This is a genomic window from Mesorhizobium sp. M0910 (assembly GCF_040319465.1).
GTDB lineage: Bacteria > Pseudomonadota > Alphaproteobacteria > Rhizobiales > Rhizobiaceae > Mesorhizobium.
The window spans coordinates 421,089-437,389 of the sequence record NZ_JAMYNZ010000001.1; the positions used below are offsets into that span (position 1 = coordinate 421,089).

14 protein-coding genes and 1 pseudogene are annotated in these 16,301 nt (G+C 61.6%); 9 read left to right on the forward strand and 6 right to left on the reverse strand.

The annotated features are described in order from the left end of the window. Positions 1-134 precede the first annotated feature (134 nt). Positions 135-872, reverse strand: a complete 738-nt coding sequence (locus NKH78_RS02150) for a 4'-phosphopantetheinyl transferase family protein (RefSeq protein ID WP_352506259.1) — start codon at positions 870-872, stop codon at positions 135-137. 259 nt (positions 873-1,131) lie between these two features. After that, the gene (locus NKH78_RS02155; protein WP_352506260.1) at positions 1,132-2,370 is read right to left on the reverse strand and encodes an ROK family transcriptional regulator; all 1,239 of its coding nucleotides are present in this window, start codon (positions 2,368-2,370) and stop codon (positions 1,132-1,134) included. Positions 2,371-2,471: 101 nt separating this feature from the next. Between NKH78_RS02155 and NKH78_RS02160 the strand changes: the two genes are divergently transcribed. The 7 genes from NKH78_RS02160 to NKH78_RS02190 are packed head-to-tail and all read left to right on the forward strand — an operon-like array spanning position 2,472 to position 9,360. Further along, positions 2,472-3,737 carry an ABC transporter substrate-binding protein gene (locus tag NKH78_RS02160; RefSeq protein WP_352506261.1) on the forward strand — a complete coding sequence of 422 codons (1,266 nt, stop codon included), beginning with the start codon at positions 2,472-2,474 and terminating at the stop codon, positions 3,735-3,737. Positions 3,738-3,793: 56 nt separating this feature from the next. After that, on the forward strand, positions 3,794-4,732 hold the full coding sequence (locus NKH78_RS02165) for a carbohydrate ABC transporter permease (RefSeq protein ID WP_352466746.1): 939 nt from the start codon (positions 3,794-3,796) through the stop codon (positions 4,730-4,732). Next, positions 4,725-5,627 (forward strand): carbohydrate ABC transporter permease, encoded by a 903-nt coding sequence (locus NKH78_RS02170; RefSeq protein WP_254817037.1) that lies wholly within the window; start codon positions 4,725-4,727, stop codon positions 5,625-5,627. The genes NKH78_RS02165 and NKH78_RS02170 overlap by 8 nt, the downstream gene beginning before the upstream one ends. A 10-nt stretch (positions 5,628-5,637) precedes the next feature. Beyond that, a complete protein-coding gene (locus NKH78_RS02175; protein ID WP_352506263.1) occupies positions 5,638-6,735 on the forward strand; it encodes an ABC transporter ATP-binding protein in 1,098 nt (365 codons plus the stop codon). Between the two features lie 3 nt (positions 6,736-6,738). Continuing rightward, positions 6,739-7,512 carry an SDR family NAD(P)-dependent oxidoreductase gene (locus tag NKH78_RS02180; RefSeq protein ID WP_352506264.1) on the forward strand — a complete coding sequence of 258 codons (774 nt, stop codon included), beginning with the start codon at positions 6,739-6,741 and terminating at the stop codon, positions 7,510-7,512. A 37-nt stretch (positions 7,513-7,549) separates the two neighbouring features. Continuing rightward, positions 7,550-8,551 (forward strand): sugar phosphate isomerase/epimerase family protein, encoded by a 1,002-nt coding sequence (locus NKH78_RS02185; RefSeq protein WP_352702894.1) that lies wholly within the window; start codon positions 7,550-7,552, stop codon positions 8,549-8,551. After that, on the forward strand, positions 8,548-9,360 hold the full coding sequence (locus NKH78_RS02190) for an SDR family NAD(P)-dependent oxidoreductase (RefSeq protein WP_352702892.1): 813 nt from the start codon (positions 8,548-8,550) through the stop codon (positions 9,358-9,360). Before NKH78_RS02185 ends, NKH78_RS02190 begins: the two co-directional genes overlap by 4 nt. A 138-nt stretch (positions 9,361-9,498) precedes the next feature. Here NKH78_RS02190 and NKH78_RS02195 read toward each other — a convergent pair. After that, a pseudogene (locus NKH78_RS02195) lies at positions 9,499-9,866 on the reverse strand (DUF2267 domain-containing protein). A 749-nt stretch (positions 9,867-10,615) separates the two neighbouring features. Between NKH78_RS02195 and NKH78_RS02200 the strand changes: the two are divergent. Together NKH78_RS02200 and NKH78_RS02205 are read left to right on the forward strand one after the other, a co-directional pair. Beyond that, positions 10,616-10,987 (forward strand): VOC family protein, encoded by a 372-nt coding sequence (locus NKH78_RS02200; protein WP_352647488.1) that lies wholly within the window; start codon positions 10,616-10,618, stop codon positions 10,985-10,987. Positions 10,988-11,833: 846 nt separating this feature from the next. After that, a complete protein-coding gene (locus NKH78_RS02205; RefSeq protein ID WP_352702887.1) occupies positions 11,834-12,298 on the forward strand; it encodes a hypothetical protein in 465 nt (154 codons plus the stop codon). Between the two features lie 39 nt (positions 12,299-12,337). Here NKH78_RS02205 and NKH78_RS02210 read toward each other — a convergent pair whose 3' ends face one another. From NKH78_RS02210 to NKH78_RS02220, 3 genes are all read right to left on the reverse strand, one after another. Next, positions 12,338-13,012 (reverse strand): LuxR C-terminal-related transcriptional regulator, encoded by a 675-nt coding sequence (locus NKH78_RS02210; protein ID WP_352478353.1) that lies wholly within the window; start codon positions 13,010-13,012, stop codon positions 12,338-12,340. Beyond that, positions 13,009-14,427 (reverse strand): sensor histidine kinase, encoded by a 1,419-nt coding sequence (locus tag NKH78_RS02215; RefSeq protein WP_352776987.1) that lies wholly within the window; start codon positions 14,425-14,427, stop codon positions 13,009-13,011. The genes NKH78_RS02210 and NKH78_RS02215 overlap by 4 nt, the downstream gene beginning before the upstream one ends. Positions 14,428-14,599: 172 nt before the next feature. Next, positions 14,600-16,117 (reverse strand): S10 family peptidase, encoded by a 1,518-nt coding sequence (locus NKH78_RS02220; protein ID WP_352702883.1) that lies wholly within the window; start codon positions 16,115-16,117, stop codon positions 14,600-14,602. Positions 16,118-16,301: the final 184 nt, after the last annotated feature.

A 16,301-nucleotide genomic window follows, 5' to 3' on the forward strand; every position in this document is an offset into this window, starting at 1 on the left:
CTTTTAAGCCGATTTGATTACTTTTTAGGCCAATTTGATTAGTTTTTAGGCCGATGTGGCTGCTTTTGAAGAGAAACCCGTCCGCTCGATCCTCGTCGCCAAAAACAGGCGTCCCCGAGGCCCGTTCCGGAGCGTCAACGCAATCCCAAGTCGAAATCGAAGCGGCGTGCGACGACCTGAGGACTGCGTGCACTCCAGGCGACGGCGGCCACGTGGTGCGCGCTTGGGCGGAACTCAATGAGCCTGAGGGGTTCAACCAATTCCAGTGGCGGCGAGAGGATATAGGCCTCGCCGCTCCCGTCCATCCCAATCTCGAGTCCCACCCCGGAGAGGCCGACGCCGGCAGCCTTGAGCACGGCTTCGCGACAAGTCCAAAGCCGGCAGAACATGAGGCGGCGGGCCTCTGGCGCCAGTGACTCAAGTTGTGCGATCTCGCCGGGCGCGAACAGAGAACGGGCCATGGACATCTCGCCGCTCCGCGGGGCGACGCGCTCGACATCGACGCCGACTTGCCCGGCGGCAGCCACGGCCACAAGGGCAAGATCCCCCGAATGCGAAAGGTTGAAGGCGAGGCGCCCGTCCGCAAGGAACGGCTTTCCCTGTGGGGTCTCCCGCAGATCGAGTTCTCCCGGCGCTCGGCCGGTGTACATGGACAGCACCCGGCGTAAGCCGGCATGAGCTGCCAGATGGCGCCGCTGATCCTGCTCGAAAACAAACCGTCCGCCCCTGGTCAATTCGGCTGGATTGAGCACGGCCATGTCCGACTGCGAAAGGGGAGCATCGAGAGCAACCCGCCACACATGGACGTCGATCCCGAGAGCCGGCACCACCCGCCCACCGCCGTGCGGCAAGACAACTCCGCTTTGCTTCATCTTACAGTTTTCCCGGCCGGGCGAGAGGTAGGGCTCGGCCTGCTGCAGCAATACGGCATTGACGACTGCTCCCCAAGCTTTGCCCGTTAACACCATAAACCTACGCGATTCTTGTGACACCTCTCGGCACGCTCATCATCGGCCACGCTCTAACGCGCCAGAGTGAACCAGTCCAAAGGCCGGAGGGACTTGGCTGCGATGCGGGTGCGCACCGATTTGGAACAACGAGCCTCAGAGTACCACCCGGAGCGGAGTCAGGTCATTGAAGCCGGCTGTTGTGGCGCAGCACGAGGCCGACCGCGCCGAGCAGTGCGTCGTTCTCCGTGTGCTTGCCAACGATTATCCGCGTGCGCAGCGCAGGCGCCACATCGCGGGACTTGATGAGCGTATGGCGTTCATATGACGCGATCAGTGGCGCCAGGAGAATGTCGCCCGCCAAGGCCATGCGGCCGCCGATTATGATGAGCGGCGGATTGAGCACCGAACCGATCAGGCCAAGGCCACGGCCGGCGAACTCTGCGGTGTCCTCGATCATCCGCAGCGCCCTCACGTCGCCCTGCTCGGCCATCATGATCACATCGTCCATCGTGACCGGCCGCCGCACGATGCGCGAAATCTGCTCGAGCGGCCGGGCAAAGCTGGCATAGAGCTCCAGGCATCCGCGATTGCCGCACCGGCAAAGGTCGCCGCCGGGATCGATGCTGATGTGCCCGAATTCGCCGGCGCCGCCGGCGATGCCGCTCACCAGCCGGCCGTGCTGGACAATGGCCCCGCCCACGCCCAGATCGACCTTGAACAGCACGAAATCGTCGTGGCCGACGGCCGCACCCCACATCAGCTCGGCAATTGCCGAGCAGTTGCTCTCATTGTCGGCGAAGATCGGCTGTTCGAGGACCGGCCCGAACACATCGCGGATGTTGACCCCGGCCCAGGTCGGAACAATACTCGCGCGCAGCACCACTCCTTCGCGGCTGACTGGGCCCGAGACGGAGACCCCAACCCCCAGGAGCCCCGCCATCGGCAGACCGTTCTCTTCGTAGCATCGGGCAATTACTGACTTGGCGAGCTGGGCCGCCTGTTGCGGCTGGTAGTCCAGACCCATGGGGATAGTTTGTTCGGCAACGAAAGAATGCGAGACGTCGGCGACGACGCACCGCATCTCGTCGAGGCCCAGGTGGATGCCGACGCAGGTGCCCGCAGCGGGATTGAGCGTCAATGCCGTGGCCGGCCTGCCAATGCCCCTGGCCGCGTCACGATGGGCCGAGGATTCGATCACCATCCCTGACTTTCTCAAGCCGTTGAGCGCGGTTGAAACCGTCGACCGCGCCAAACCGGTAATGCGGGTAATTTGCGACGCGGAAAGCACGCCGCGCTCGCGCAAGCATCGGACGATCAGGCTCTCCGGCGACGCGGACGGCCTGTCGATCAGCCAATTTCTAAGCGAAGGTTTGTTCATGATGAGCACAAAGCATGTTGACTGATAGCTCAAATATGTCATCTTGGAAAGAACGGAGATTACTGCATCTCGCCGGCCACGACCTCAAATCGCAGGCCACAAGCGGTCGAAACGAACCGTGCATCACATATGGGAGTGAAACGATGAAATACCTGAGGACGGCCTTTGCGGCCGCTACCGCCTTCACCTTGATTACCGGAACAGCGCTCGCGGAGCCGAAGACCAACCTCTTGCATCAATGGGCCACCGGATCGGACGCCCAGGCTATCGCCAAGCTCGGCGAGATGTTTACCGCCAAGGGTGGCACCTGGCAGCAGACCTCCATCGCAGGCCATACGGCCAATACCCTGGCCAAACTGCGTGCCGATGTGATCGCCGGCAACGCACCTCCCGCTGTGCAACTCAAAGGCCCCGAGATCGCCGAATGGAACGAGACGGGCATGACAGCCAATCTCGACGACCTGGCGAAGGCGGAAAATTGGGAGAAGGTCGTCGCTCCCGAATTGCTGCCGGTGATGAAGCCGACCGGGAATTGGGTGGCAGCGCCGATGAACATCCACCGCATCAACTGGCTGTGGGCATCGCCGAAGGTCATGAAGGACGCGGGCGTCACCGAGATGCCGAAGACATGGGCGGAATTCAACGCCGCCTGCGACAAGATCGTGGCCAGCGGCAAGATCTGCATTTCGCACTCGACCGCCGACTGGACCGACTCGACGGTCTTCGAAGTGGTCGTGTACGGTCAGGACCTCGATCTCTACAGGAAAGCTTTCGTCGAGGGCGACGTCGATGCCATGCGTAGCGACGGCATGGTCAAGGCCTTCGAGCAGTTTCGCACCATGACCTCGAAGTACATGGACCCCGGCATGAACGGGCGTGACTGGGATACCATGTCGCATCTCGTCGGCCGCGGCGAGGCCGCCTTCCACATCATGGGCGACTGGACGATCGGCCTGCTGACGGCCGGCGGCTTCAAGGAGGGCACCGACTATGTCTGCGCACAGGCGCCGACCGATTGGGGCAAGCCCGGCTTCATCTTGAATTCGGACTCGGTCGTGTTCTTCAAGCAAAAGGACCCGGACTACATCGAGGGACAGAAGCTGCTTGCCAGCATCATCCTGTCGCCCGAATTTCAGACCATTTTCAATCAGACCAAAGGGTCCATCCCGGCCCGCCTCGACGTCGATCTTTCGAACGGCTTCAATCCCTGCCAGCAACTCTCGCAAAAGGATCTGCAAGCCTCGATCGCCGCCGGCACGCTCGTGCGTTCAATGGCGCACAACATGACGGTTCCGCAAAAGGTCCGCGGCGCAATAATGGATAGCATCACGGAGTTTGTAGCAACGCCGGATATGAGTGCGCAGGACGCGGCCAATGCGATGGCGGATGCGGCCGAAGCGCAGGAGTGACGCTGCCGATGATGGCCGGGGCGAAGCGCCTGGCCAGACCTCGCCGGAGCAGCCCGATGTCCACCCATGATCTGATTGTACCAGCCGCAGCTGCCGCGGCCCGTCCGTGGCGCGAGCGCCTGGGCACGATGGTGCCCATTCTGGTGCTGGCGCCATCGATAGCGGCGAGTTTCATCTATGTTTTCGTCTTCACACTCTGGACGCTCTACATCTCCCTGTCCAATTCGTCGCTGTTGCCGACCTATGGGTTCGTTGGCCTGGACAACTACGCTTCGCTTTGGGCAAACCGGCGCTGGAACATCGCCTATACGAATCTCTTCCTGTTCAGCGGCTTCTATATCGTAGGCTCGATGGCGGTTGGCCTGCTGCTCGCGATCGCGATCGACCAGCGCGTCCGCGGCGAGGCGGTTTGGCGCACCATCTTTCTGTACCCGTTGGCGGTGTCCTTCATCGTCACCGGTACGGTGTGGAGCTGGCTGTATAACCCTGTCGACGGTATCCAGGCCTTCGTTCGAGGGCTTGGCTGGACCGACTTCAGCTTCGCCCTGACGGCCAACCGCAACACCGCGATCTATGCGGTGATCATAACCGGTATCTGGCAGTCGTCCGGCTTCGCAATGGCACTTTTCCTGGCTGGTCTGCGGTCGGTCGATCCGGATCTCGTCAAAGCCGCGCAAATCGACGGCGCGTCGGTTTTCCGGACCTATCGGAGGGTCATCCTGCCAACCATCGCTCCGATATTCCTGGCGGTGGCGGTCATTCAGATACAATTCGCCATCAAGACCTTCGACCTGGTGGCGGCGCTGACGCGGGGCGGGCCAGGCGTGTCCACGACCTTCCCCGCCATCTATGTCTACGACCTGATGTTCCAGCGCGGCCAAATCGGCGAGGGTGCCGCCGCGGCGATGATGATGCTCGCGGCGGTCGCGGTAGTGCTGGTGCCGTACTCCTTGTGGATCGTCTGGCGCCGGCGGGCGGAGGGCCGCAATGGCTGAAGTTGCCCCTAATGCCCGTTTTGATCCGGAGGAAGCCGCTGCCACGCGCCGGCATTTCTGGAGCCGCTTCCTTGTCTATGCCGTGCTGACGCTTTTCGCGGTCGTCTATCTTGTGCCATTGCTGGTGGTGATCTTCAACTCATTGCGCGAGCAGTCGGAGATTGCCCGCAACGGCCTCATCTCCGTACCGCGCAGCTTCCGGTTCGATGCGTGGGCGCAGGCCTGGGGATCCTACTGCGTCAGCGGTACCTGCGAGGGCATGAAGCGCAATTTCTTTAACTCGCTGGCGATGACGATCCCCGCCACCATCATCTCGACCATTCTCGGCGCCATGAACGGCTACATCCTCTCCAAATGGCGCTTCAGGGGTTCCGAACTGATCTTCAATCTGATGCTGCTTGGCGTATTCATGCCCGGCCAGATTTCGCTGATGCCGTGGGCGTTCCTGCTCGGCAAGCTCGGCCTGACCAATTCGACATATGGGCTGGTGCTTATCCACGTCGTCCAGGGCATCTCGTTCACCACCCTGTTCTGCCGCAATTTCTACGTCAGCATACCGGACGACCTGATCAAGGCGGCACGCATCGACGGCGCCGGCTTCTGGCGGATCTTCCGCAAGATCATCCTGCCCCTGTCGCCGCCCATTCTGATTGTCACCGTCATCTGGCAGTTCACCGGCATCTGGAACGAGTATTTGTTCGGCGTCGTCTTCACATCAGGCCAGCAGCAGCCCATTACCGCGGCACTGGTCGCGCTCACGGCCGGCGGCACGACCGCGCGTGCTTACGATGTGATGAGCGCAGCCGTGCTGATCGGCGCGTTGCCACCGCTGCTGATCTATCTGTTCGGTGGAAAATACTTCGTGCGCGGCCTCACCCAGGGCGCCATCAAATGAGGCGTCGCCCATGTCCGCGTTGATGATCCGCAACCTTCACAAGAGCTACGGCTCGCTCGAGATTCTTGCCGGCATCAATCTCGAGGCTAAGACCGGAGAATTCGTCGCCCTTGTCGGCCCGTCGGGTTGCGGCAAGTCAACCTTGCTCGCCATGATCGCCGGCCTCGAAACCGTCACGTCGGGCGAGATATGGATCGGCGACCGGCTGGTGAACTCCGTGCAACCCAAGGACCGCGACATTGCGATGGTGTTCCAGTCATACGCCCTCTATCCCACCATGACAGTGCGCCAGAACATCACCTTCGGCATGGAAAGCCGCGGCGTGCCAAAAGCGGCGCAGGCGGAAGCTGTCCAACGGGTTGCCGCGCTCCTGCAGATCGAACAGTTGCTTAAACGCAAGCCCGGCCAGCTCTCGGGCGGGCAGCGGCAGCGCGTCGCGATGGGGCGCGCCCTCGTACGCGACCCAAAGCTGTTTCTGTTCGACGAGCCCCTGTCCAACCTGGACGCCAAGCTGCGCGTCGATATGCGTACCGAAATCAAGAAGCTTCACCATCGCGTTGGCAAGACCACGGTGTACGTCACCCATGATCAGGTCGAGGCGATGACGCTTGCATCCCGCATTGCGGTGATGAACCAGGGCTCGGTCCAGCAGTTCGACACGCCGAAGCGGATCTACGACCGGCCGACCAACATGTTCGTTGCCGGTTTCATGGGATCGCCGGCGATGAATTTCATCCCCGCCCGGCTTACCGGCTCGACCAGCATCTCGGTACGCGCCGCTGACGGCAGCGATGCCAGCCTTGCCCTTGCCGCGCCGATGTCCGCCGGTGCGCCAAAGGACGTCGTGCTCGGTATCCGGCCGGAACACATCTACCGTTTCACGACCGATCTGAAGTCGCGCAAACCTGCTGTGGCGTCCATGCAGGCGCCGGTCGAACTGGTCGAGCCGACCGGGGCCGAGACGCTTGCCGTGCTCAGGCTGGGTGACCTGGAGATCACCGGCCGTTTCGAGCCGGACGACGCTCCAGTCATGGGCGAGACGATAACGCTGGGCATCGATATGTCGCGCGCCTGTCTGTTCGATCCAACAACCAAGGCGCTTCTGTAATCGATGTCCGTACAATTCGCGACTTATCCGAGCTTGACCGATCGGGTCGTGCTGATCTCCGGCGGCGCCTCCGGCATCGGCGCCGATATGGTCCGTGCCTTCGCCTCGAATGGCGCCCGGGTAGCCTTTCTCGACGTGCAAGACGAGCCAGCGGAGGCGTTGGTGAGCGAGCTCGCTGGTGCCGCCGGGCAGGCTCCCTTATATCTCCATTGCGATGTGACCGACGTCGATGCGCTAAAGGCGTCGGTAGAAGGCGTGCGCGCGCGGCTTGGTCCGGTCGCCGCCCTGGTGAATAACGCCGCCAATGATCAACGCCATCCCATCGACGCGGTAACGGCCGACTATTGGGACCGCAGCTTCGACGTCAATCTGAGGCATCACTTCTTCGCCGCGCAGGCTGTGCATCCGCATATGAAGGAACTCGGCTTCGGCTCGATCATAAACTTCTCTTCCATCGCCTGGCGTTTCGGAGCGGACCAGATGGTGGCCTATGCCACCGCCAAGGGGGCTGTGGTGGCGCTGACGCGTGCTTTGGCGCGCTCGTTCGGACCGGATAACATCCGCGTCAATGCGGTCGAACCCGGCGCCGTCATGACCGAGCGGCAGCGCGAGCTGTGGTTCAAGACGCAGGAGGCAGTCGACCAGACGGTGCAGCGGCAATTGATCCGCCGCGTCCTGCTGGGCGAGGAGATTGCACGCACAGTGCTCTTCCTGGCAGCCGACGACAGCCGCATGATCACCAAACAGTCCATTACCGTCGATGCTGGTCTGCGCTAGTGACGCTTCTCCGCTCTCCATTGGAACCGCCAAGCTGATGCTTCGTCTCGGCCTCAACCCCTACGGACTGACCTATCATCTCGGACTGCAGGGCCGCGGCACGCCACGGCACAATCCGGACGGCGTGGGGCTGGAAGGCTTCATTACGCTGGCGCAGGAACTAGGCGCACGCACGCTCGAGATCTACGAACCCTGGTTGACCGACTTGACTGACGCCGAAATCGTCGCCCTGCGCAGGCGTCTTGCCGCGCTGGACATCGTCCCGGTGGTGAGCGGCGGACTGCTGGTGGCAGGTCCGCTGGACAACGCCTTTCGGGCTGCGCGGCTGCTCGAGGCGACGACGATCCGTATCGCACTGACGCCTGTCCTGTGCGGCGACCGCAATGCGTGGGGACCGAAATGGAGTGAGTTCAACGCCACGATTCGCGCTGCCTTGACGGAATGGGGGCCGCGTGCGGCGGCCGAGGGCTGGATGCTCGGCATCGAGAACCATCAGGACTTCGGCAGCGACGAACTGGTTGCGTTCTGCGAACTCGGCAGGCCGGGTGTCGGCATCACCTACGACACCGGCAACACCTTTCCTGTCGGCGAGGCGCCGCTTGCCTTCACGCGCCGGATCGCGCCCCATGTCCGCCATGTTCACCTCAAGGATTATCGCATTCAGTTCACGGATGAGGGCTACCGTCTGGTCCGGTGCGCGATCGGCGACGGCGCCGTGCCATTCGCCGAACTGGCAGCCATCCTTGGCGAGCACCACGACACGCTGACGGCGGTGCTTGAGCCAGGCGCGCTTGAGGCCCGTCACGTTCGCTGGCTCACCGACGACTGGTGGAACGGATATGCGCAGAAGACCGCCCGGGAGTTCGCCGCGTGCCTGAGTGCTGCGCGCGTGAACCGCCTTGCGGACGACGCCGACTACCGCACGCCATGGGAACGGGACGATGACGGCGCGCTCGTTTCGTACGAGCTCGACATGATCCGGCGCAGCGCCGCCAACATGAAGAAGTTCGATTTCATTGCAATGGAGAAATCAGCATGACTGCCCGAGAACTCAGCGGCCTGACCGCCTTCGTAACCGGCTCGGGACGCGGCCTCGGCCGCGTGATGGCCGACCGCTTGGCCGGACTTGGCGCAAACGTCGCGGTCCACGACCTCGATTGGACTCGGCCATCTCAATATGGCGAATTCGCGGATCTCGGCGACTCTGCCCGGGGCTTGGAGAAGCATGGGACGCGGGTGACCGCGGTCACCGGCAATATAGGCGACAAACAAGCTGTCGCCGATATGAAGAGGAAGATCGAGGCCGATCTCGGCGACGTGCACATTCTGGTCAACTGCGCCGGCGGCGACATCGGCGCCAAGGGCGTAAAGCCCAATCCCAACAACGCACTCGATATCGACTACGAAGACATCAAGGTTCTAACCGAGAACAATCTCATCGGCACGATGCTGGTCTGCCAGGCGTTCGTTCCGCCGATGGTCAAGCGCGGCTCAGGCTCGGTGATCAACATCGCCTCGGCGGCAGCGCATATCGGATGCTCGCCCGAGGTGGTCTACTCGACGCTCAAGGCGGCTGTCGTCCATTATACGCGCTGCCTCGCCAAGGAATTGATCGACGATGGCGTACGCGTCAATGCGGTGAGCCCTGGCGCCACCAAGACGGCACGGTTCCAGGCGAGCCGCGTGGTCGATCCGCAGCGCATGGATTCGAGCAAGAAATCGCTGAACCGGTATGCGGAGCCTGAAGAGATCGCCGAAGCGGTGGCCTTCCTCGCCGGCCCGCGCGCCCGCTTCATCAACGGACAGGTCATCCGCGTCGACGGCGGTTTCACGATCTTTCCAGGTTAAGCCGCGACAGTTCACATCGGCTGCCCAGCTAAGCCTCGCCATCGAGCGGGGCACACAGCGTCACCGGGTCGACCAGACCCACCCGCGCTTACGTTCGAAGCTTCGGTCCGTCGCGCGTCCGCATGAGCAGGATCGCCGCTATTTGACGCCCACGCTTTCAGGCCAGAGGACCTGGATTTCCTTTGGCAGCGCATCCCGCACCTTTGCCGACTGGCCAAGGTCGATATGCCGTGCAAGCACACGCAGCACCGAGCGTGCCGCATCCCCGGGATCGACAGCACGGGTCGATTTCAATTCATCGGCGATGTGTTGCAGGAACTCCTCGAGCGAGCGTGTCTTGTCGGGCATGTCGGCGGGCCGATAGCGATCATAGTAGGCCGCACGAGCAGCGGCAGTTCCGCTCCCAATTTGGCCGCCAGTCCGACCTGCAGCCTGTCCCGAAGGGTTCGCAGAACGGCGCCCAATGTATGCCAGGCGACGTGTCGATCCGGACCAAGATCCACCATGATCTCGTCTAGCCAGATGTTTGTTATTTGCAGCGTTTTGTCAAAAACGTCCAAGCCGGTTGCGCTCATCGTCGCCTCCTCGAAAGGTTCTGCGGGCGAAACGGCGACCGGAGATAATTGTTTCGCGGTCCTGTGAAAATCGCCTGGCAAAGCGGCGGAAAGCGGTTCGGTCGGAGAGCCTGTCGGGGGTTGGTCTGCTCGACACTCTGCATCTGCCGGATTTCGGCGATCTGTCGGAAGTGGCCGTTTTCCACCACGTTGAGTGCAGTCACCGCGGCCAGATTGTCGCCTTTCATTCCACCGTACGGCCTCGCGATAGGCGATTCCCTTGAAACGGATATCGCGCACTGCCGCTAGAACGTCGCACCGGCTCGGATGTCCCTTGGATACAGTGCTGGCGTCTTTGATCGCGGCAAGAAGAAGACAGGCCGAATCGTGGGCGTTCACGGCATAATTGCCGATCGGTCCGAAGCGCGCTGCATAGCGCGCGGCAAACTCGGCCGAACCGCCACCCTGCCCGGTTCGGGCGTGGCGGAAAGCACGAGAACGCCTTGGCCAACACTGAGCTTGCGCTTATCGGTTCCGAACGCCGTCAGCAATGAGACCAGTCCTCACGTTGCCCGAACCCGGCTTTTGCCGGATATCTCTTGACCGATTGAGCGGCCCGCGCCGACAATGGCATTGGGAAGATGGCGGGATGTCGCCCACGGTGTTCGGCACCACTTGGCGAAAGCTGCGAAAGGGTTGTCATGGATTGGAAGCTGGAACTGGTCCCGGTCCCCGTATCGGACGTCGACAATGCCATCGCCTTTTATGTTGGGAAGGTCGGCTTTCACCTCGATCATGATCACACGGTAAGCGACGAGATACGTTTCGTGCAATTGACGCCGCCCGGTTCGGCCTGTTCGATTGCCATGGGCAAAGGCATCGTCGACAGCACCCCGGGATCCATACGGGGTCTGCAGCTGGTTGTGCCCGACATCGATGAGGCGCACCGGCATCTGGCCGCCCAAGGCATCGAGGTCAGCGATATCAAGGATTTTCCCTGGGGCAGATTTGTCTTCTTTGAGGATCCTGACGGCAACACATGGTCTGTCCAGCAGCTCCCTCCTCGCAACTGAAGCGGCGCGCTGCGGCAGGACGATGCTCGACCCAGACGCGATGACCAAAAGAAAAGGCCGGACTGTTGAGCCCGGCCAAGCGTGAAGGTCTGTAACCTCCAGAGGGGAACGCGCCGGACGCAATGGGAGGAGACATCCGACGCAATCCGCATATGGGTCTCTACTGGTGACGTTTCAATGACATGCAGTGGACCAATGTCGCTTCGCCATAGAGCCAGGAAGGTAAAGCATTCGAAGGGACCGGTGGATCGCGCCGCCTAGTTGACACAAAGGTCGCCGAATGCAGGCGGCTCCTTGCATAGGGACTTCAGTCTGTAGGCCTGTCGACCAAGGGCCTGCACAGCCGAACTTTGGTCCGAGGCTGCTATCGCAAAAGCCCGAAACGCGAGAGTTTCAGGAACCGAGTTCAGAAGAGCCCCGTTGCGATGCCGACTGTTACAGGAGGCCGCTATGGATTCGAGCGTTCACCAGGCGCGTTGGCTGCTTTTTCCATTATTTGGCCTGTGTTTCGGGATCGCAGCCATTGGATTTATTGCTGGCTGACGGTGAGAACTCGGCGCCCCCGCCGAGAGACGCAACGAAGCGAAGGCAAAAGACTTGCGCAGTAAATAGTCCCTTCCTGCGCCAGCGAGGCCCACCAGTTACCCTCGTGGGACTGGTGGGTCTTGACCTTGCCGATACAAACCATTGTTTTAAGCATCGCACGAATTCGAACAGGAGGCAGCACGAAAGGTCCGTATGATTAAGGGGATTTCCGCCATGCGACTGGCAAGTTCATTGATGACGACCCGGAGACGAAGGACCGGATCTTCGCGAGGACGTCATGTCGGCATTTCTGTAGTCGTTTTGACCTTCGTTCTCGTCGTGAGCCCCTATCGCGTCGTGTTCGACGGACTATCGCAGCCGCTCGGCCCGCTGGCTGCCTGGGCCAAAGACGGCGGGAACGGCAACGGCAATGGCGGGAACGGAAATGGGAATGGGGGCGGCAATTCCGGCAATCCGGGTGGAAACTCCGGCAATTCAAACTCGAATGCCGGAGCCGGCAAGGGCAAAGCAAAGTCGCAGGACGACAATCTCCCTGATCCCGCCGCCGCGGTAACCCCGGGCAGCAGGCCAAAACTCTTTATCAATGCAACCACGGGAGACCGGATCGAGGTGAGTGGGCCGAGCATTGGCGTGGTGCATTCGAACGGCCTCAGCGAGCGCGTTGATAGCGGCCAATATGAAATGCGCGATGCCAAGGGCCGTACCATCATTCGGCGCCTGGCGACGCGTTCCGATCGGGACAGGTTGCTTGAAATGATCAACTGACGGCCAGATCACACAGCCGCCCCGTGAGGCTGTTTCGGCTCAAGCATGATCGCGAACAGGCGAATGCCGGCGCTCAGTCGCATCGCGTAAAGTCATTGCGGCTTCGGTCCTGTTGCTGACGTTGAGCTTGGCCAGGATTCGCGTCATGTGGTGCTTTATCGTTTTCTCATGCAGGTTCAGCCGAAGCCCAATCCGTTTGTTGCTCAGGCCCGCGGCAACCAGCGTCAGGATCTCCCTTTCGCGGCTGGTGAGTTCGGCAAGTCCGTCGGCTTTCGCCGGCTCATTTGATTGAGCCGACAGATCGGCCAACAGGCGTGCCGACAATTGTGGACAGACATATCGTTCGCCCGACGCTACCGTGCGCAGGATCGTAGCCAACGTCCTCGATCCGACCCCCTTCAGAACATAGCCCCTTGCCCCGCTCTGCAATGCGGTCATCACGTGCTGGTTTTCTTCCGAAACGGTCAGCATCACGATTTTCAGTGCCGGATGGCTCTCCAGGGCCGGTCCGATCACGCTGAGGCCGCCTCCGGGCACCGAGATGTCCATCAGCAGAATGTCGGGCCGCCGGTCTTCGACTATCCGCAAGGCATCATCCCTGCTGCTTCCTTCGCCGACGATCTCGAACCCGCCGATCTGATCGAGCGTGCGCACAACGCCTTCCCTGAACAGCGGGTGGTCGTCAACGATGGCGAGCCTGATGGCTGCTGTCATGTCTGCCCCATTTCAACGATGTTGAGAGCCATTTTCACGATCGTGCCACTTTGTGAGGACGTCACGGTAAACTGGCCCCCGAGGCTTTCCACCCGCTCGCGCAGCCCAACGAGCCCCAGCCCCTCGGGACGCACGATTTGTGGATCAAAGCCGGGGCCGGCGTCGGACACTTCGATACAAACGCGTTCGCCGTCGAAATGTTTCTCGACCGACTGACCTTCACCTCCGGCATGACGGAATCCATTGTTCAGCGTCTCCTGGACGAAGCGGAAGATACAGATCCTGGCCGCCGGCGACAGCGGTGTATGGCCGCCGGTCATGGATAATCTTACTTTGACGCCGGTTCGTTCTTCGTGCGCCTGTACGGCAATCTGGAGAATTTCACCCAGTTCGGCATGCTCTATATGCGGCAGGACAAGGCCCTTGCTGATGCTCCTGATCTCGCGCATGGCATCGTCCAGATGTGCTTTGATGGCCCGCAATTCCTGCGCACGCTTCGATTGCGGCGTAGCAGGATCGGCAATGACCGGGCTATCGATCCCCAGCGCCGCGAGAGCAACCAGTTGCGCGGGGCCATCGTGCAAGTCCGCGCCGATGCGCCTGAGATAGCGTTCGTTGAGTGCGGTGGCACGCTGCGAAGCGCGCTGCACCCGCAGCCTCAAAAGTCTGTTTTGAGCGAGCAGATCGGAAAGCTCGGCAATGCGCTGCTTCAACGAGCGGCTCTGTGAGCTGATCGTGCGGCTGCCACGGAACACGATTGCCGACAGCCCAAGAAAGAAGGCCGCTGTGACGGCGGCAACGTCCAGCCAGGTTCGAATGAGTGCCTGATGCAGGTTTTTTTCAAAATCAGTGGCGACCTCGTAGAATTCCGAAACGGCCACCACTTCCCCCGACCATGGCTGCAGCACCGGATTGTAAATCTCGAGGAGATGCAAGCCGCTGGCTCTTTCGGCCTCACTGTCTGGATCGTCGAGCCTGTCGAACTCCGAAACCATTTGGCCGGCGAATGCCGCCCGGAGATTGTCGCTGGGTTCAAAGCGCTTGCCGATCAATGTCTTGTCGGTCGAATACAGGATGGTTCCGTCGCGACGCCAGAGCTTGAAGGATTCGAGCCTTGTGCCGAGTGCCCCTTGTCCCAGCGTTTCATCGAGCGCATGGGCTACGCTCTCGTCGAGGACTTCGCTCTTGCGCATATCCGGAAGCAGCGGCGCAATAACGCTGTCCACGTAAAGAGCCGTAGCGGAAGCCGAATTCTGCGTGACCACGGTTTCTATATGGTTCGTGACTGAAATCCCCACCACCACCATGGCCGACAGGGAGAATAGACCACCCGCGAGCAGGAACTGCGTGGCCAGCGACAGCGCGTTCCAGCGGTCTACGAGGCTTGTCAGCCTGTGTGGCCTGGTATTCCGCATAGCCCGCTCGGCAGCACGCCGCGCCAGTGGCGCGATTCTGGAGAGCCGGCTAATCCGCTGTCGAACGTCGCTAAAAGACGCCATCCTAGGTGTGTAACCGATCAATCGCGATGGAACTAGGGCCTGATGAGAGGGCGAACAGCGCATCCGACGCTTTTTTGCGCAAATCGTCTCATTGCGTCGTTCGGTAAAGCTCGGACGCAGCCTGCTTCAGCGCCGCCCGCCCGTCCGGCCTCAGATACATCATGTGCCCGCCTTCCAGCACCTCGCTGCGAATGGGCTTTGCGCCGGCAAGCGAAGGAATTTGACCAAGCAGGTAGCGCGAGCCCATGTACGGCGTCACCAGGTCGCTATAGCCGTTGACGATCAGCACGCCGAGGCTGGGGTTCAGCGTGCGCGCCTGCTGAAGGTCGTCCATGACACCCGCATAGCCCTGACGCGTCGGGCTCGTTCCATAATCCCAATTGCCGCTGACTTCGCGGTTGAGCAGCCGATAGCTGATATCCGTACGGAAGTTCAATTCATCACGCACATAGCCGACGAAAGCGGAGGTAAGCGCCGGCACGCTTCGGTCGAGCACCGGATCGGGACCCTCGACTCCCAAGCTCTCCGGCGCCAAATCCGCCGTTGCGATGTTGCCGTCATAGGCGCTGAGAACATTGCCCTTTGCCCGTGCAAACTCCTTGGCGAACAGCCCTATGGGAATGCGTGCAAAGTGCCGCTGGACGAGATCGAGCGGCAGACCGGTGATTGCGGCGACACGCTGGCTCGCCAGGCGTCCACCCTGCTCCAGCCCACCTGCCAGCGCGGCCAGATAATCGCCGAGCGCATAGCGTTCGACTTCCGCCAGCCGCTCCTGCAGGGCCGGACCGGAAACGCCTTCGCTGTGCAGGCGCACTGCCGCCAGCGACGGCAGTTCCAGCGCCCAGTGGAGCGGCTGGAACTCGTCCGGACGCACCAGCGTGAATTCGAGCGCCGGCGAGATCAGCACGACGCCACTCGGGCTGATGCCGATGTCTTCCTGAAGCTTCCTGGCGAGCAATGCTGCTCGAAAGCCGCCATAGCTTTCACCAGCCAGGAAGACAGGCGATGCCGTACGGCTGGTCTGCGCCAGATAGAGCCGGATAAACGCGCCTATCGACGCGGCGTCCTGGCTGACGCCCCAGAAGCTGTGTGCTTCCGTGCCGGGCGCTTCACGGCTGTAACCGGTTCCGACAGGGTCCACAAAGACCAGGTCGGTCATGTCGAGCCAAGTGTTGGGGTTGTCGAACAGCCTCTGCGGCGGCGGCAGGAAACTTCCATCGGCCGCTGTCGCCAGAACCCGCGGACCGAGCGCGCCCAAATGAAGATAGGCGGAAGCTGCTCCCGGACCGCCATTGAAAACGAAGGTGATCGGGCGACGCGGATCCGGTCCCGTTTCTTTCCCGGCGTGCAGAGCATAGGCGACATAGAAAATCTCGGCGGTGATATCGCCTTTGCCGGACGGTAATGACAGCGTGCCGGCCCTGGCCTCGTAATCGAGCGTGCGTCCGGCAATGACGATCGAATGATCGGAAGTCTGCGGCGGTGGCAGGAGCGAGAGAACCCCGCCGGTGGGCGGCGGCCGCTGGGCCGTCTCCGCGTGACCGACCCCAGTTCCGGCAACCAACAGCAGAAGAGCGAGGGCGATTTCTTGCAGCTTGATAGGCATGACGTCTCCGGAGCAATCGGCAGAAACTAGCACACCGTCGGCCGAACCAAAGTCACAGCACCGTGCGCCAGTACGTCTGACAAGAAGGGGTCGGTTTGGGAAATCCGATGCCCAGGCGGAAGATAGGGCGCGAGGGTCACGGCGGCAGCCTCAACCTCTTGCAGCGGATGCGCGCGGCGGAATG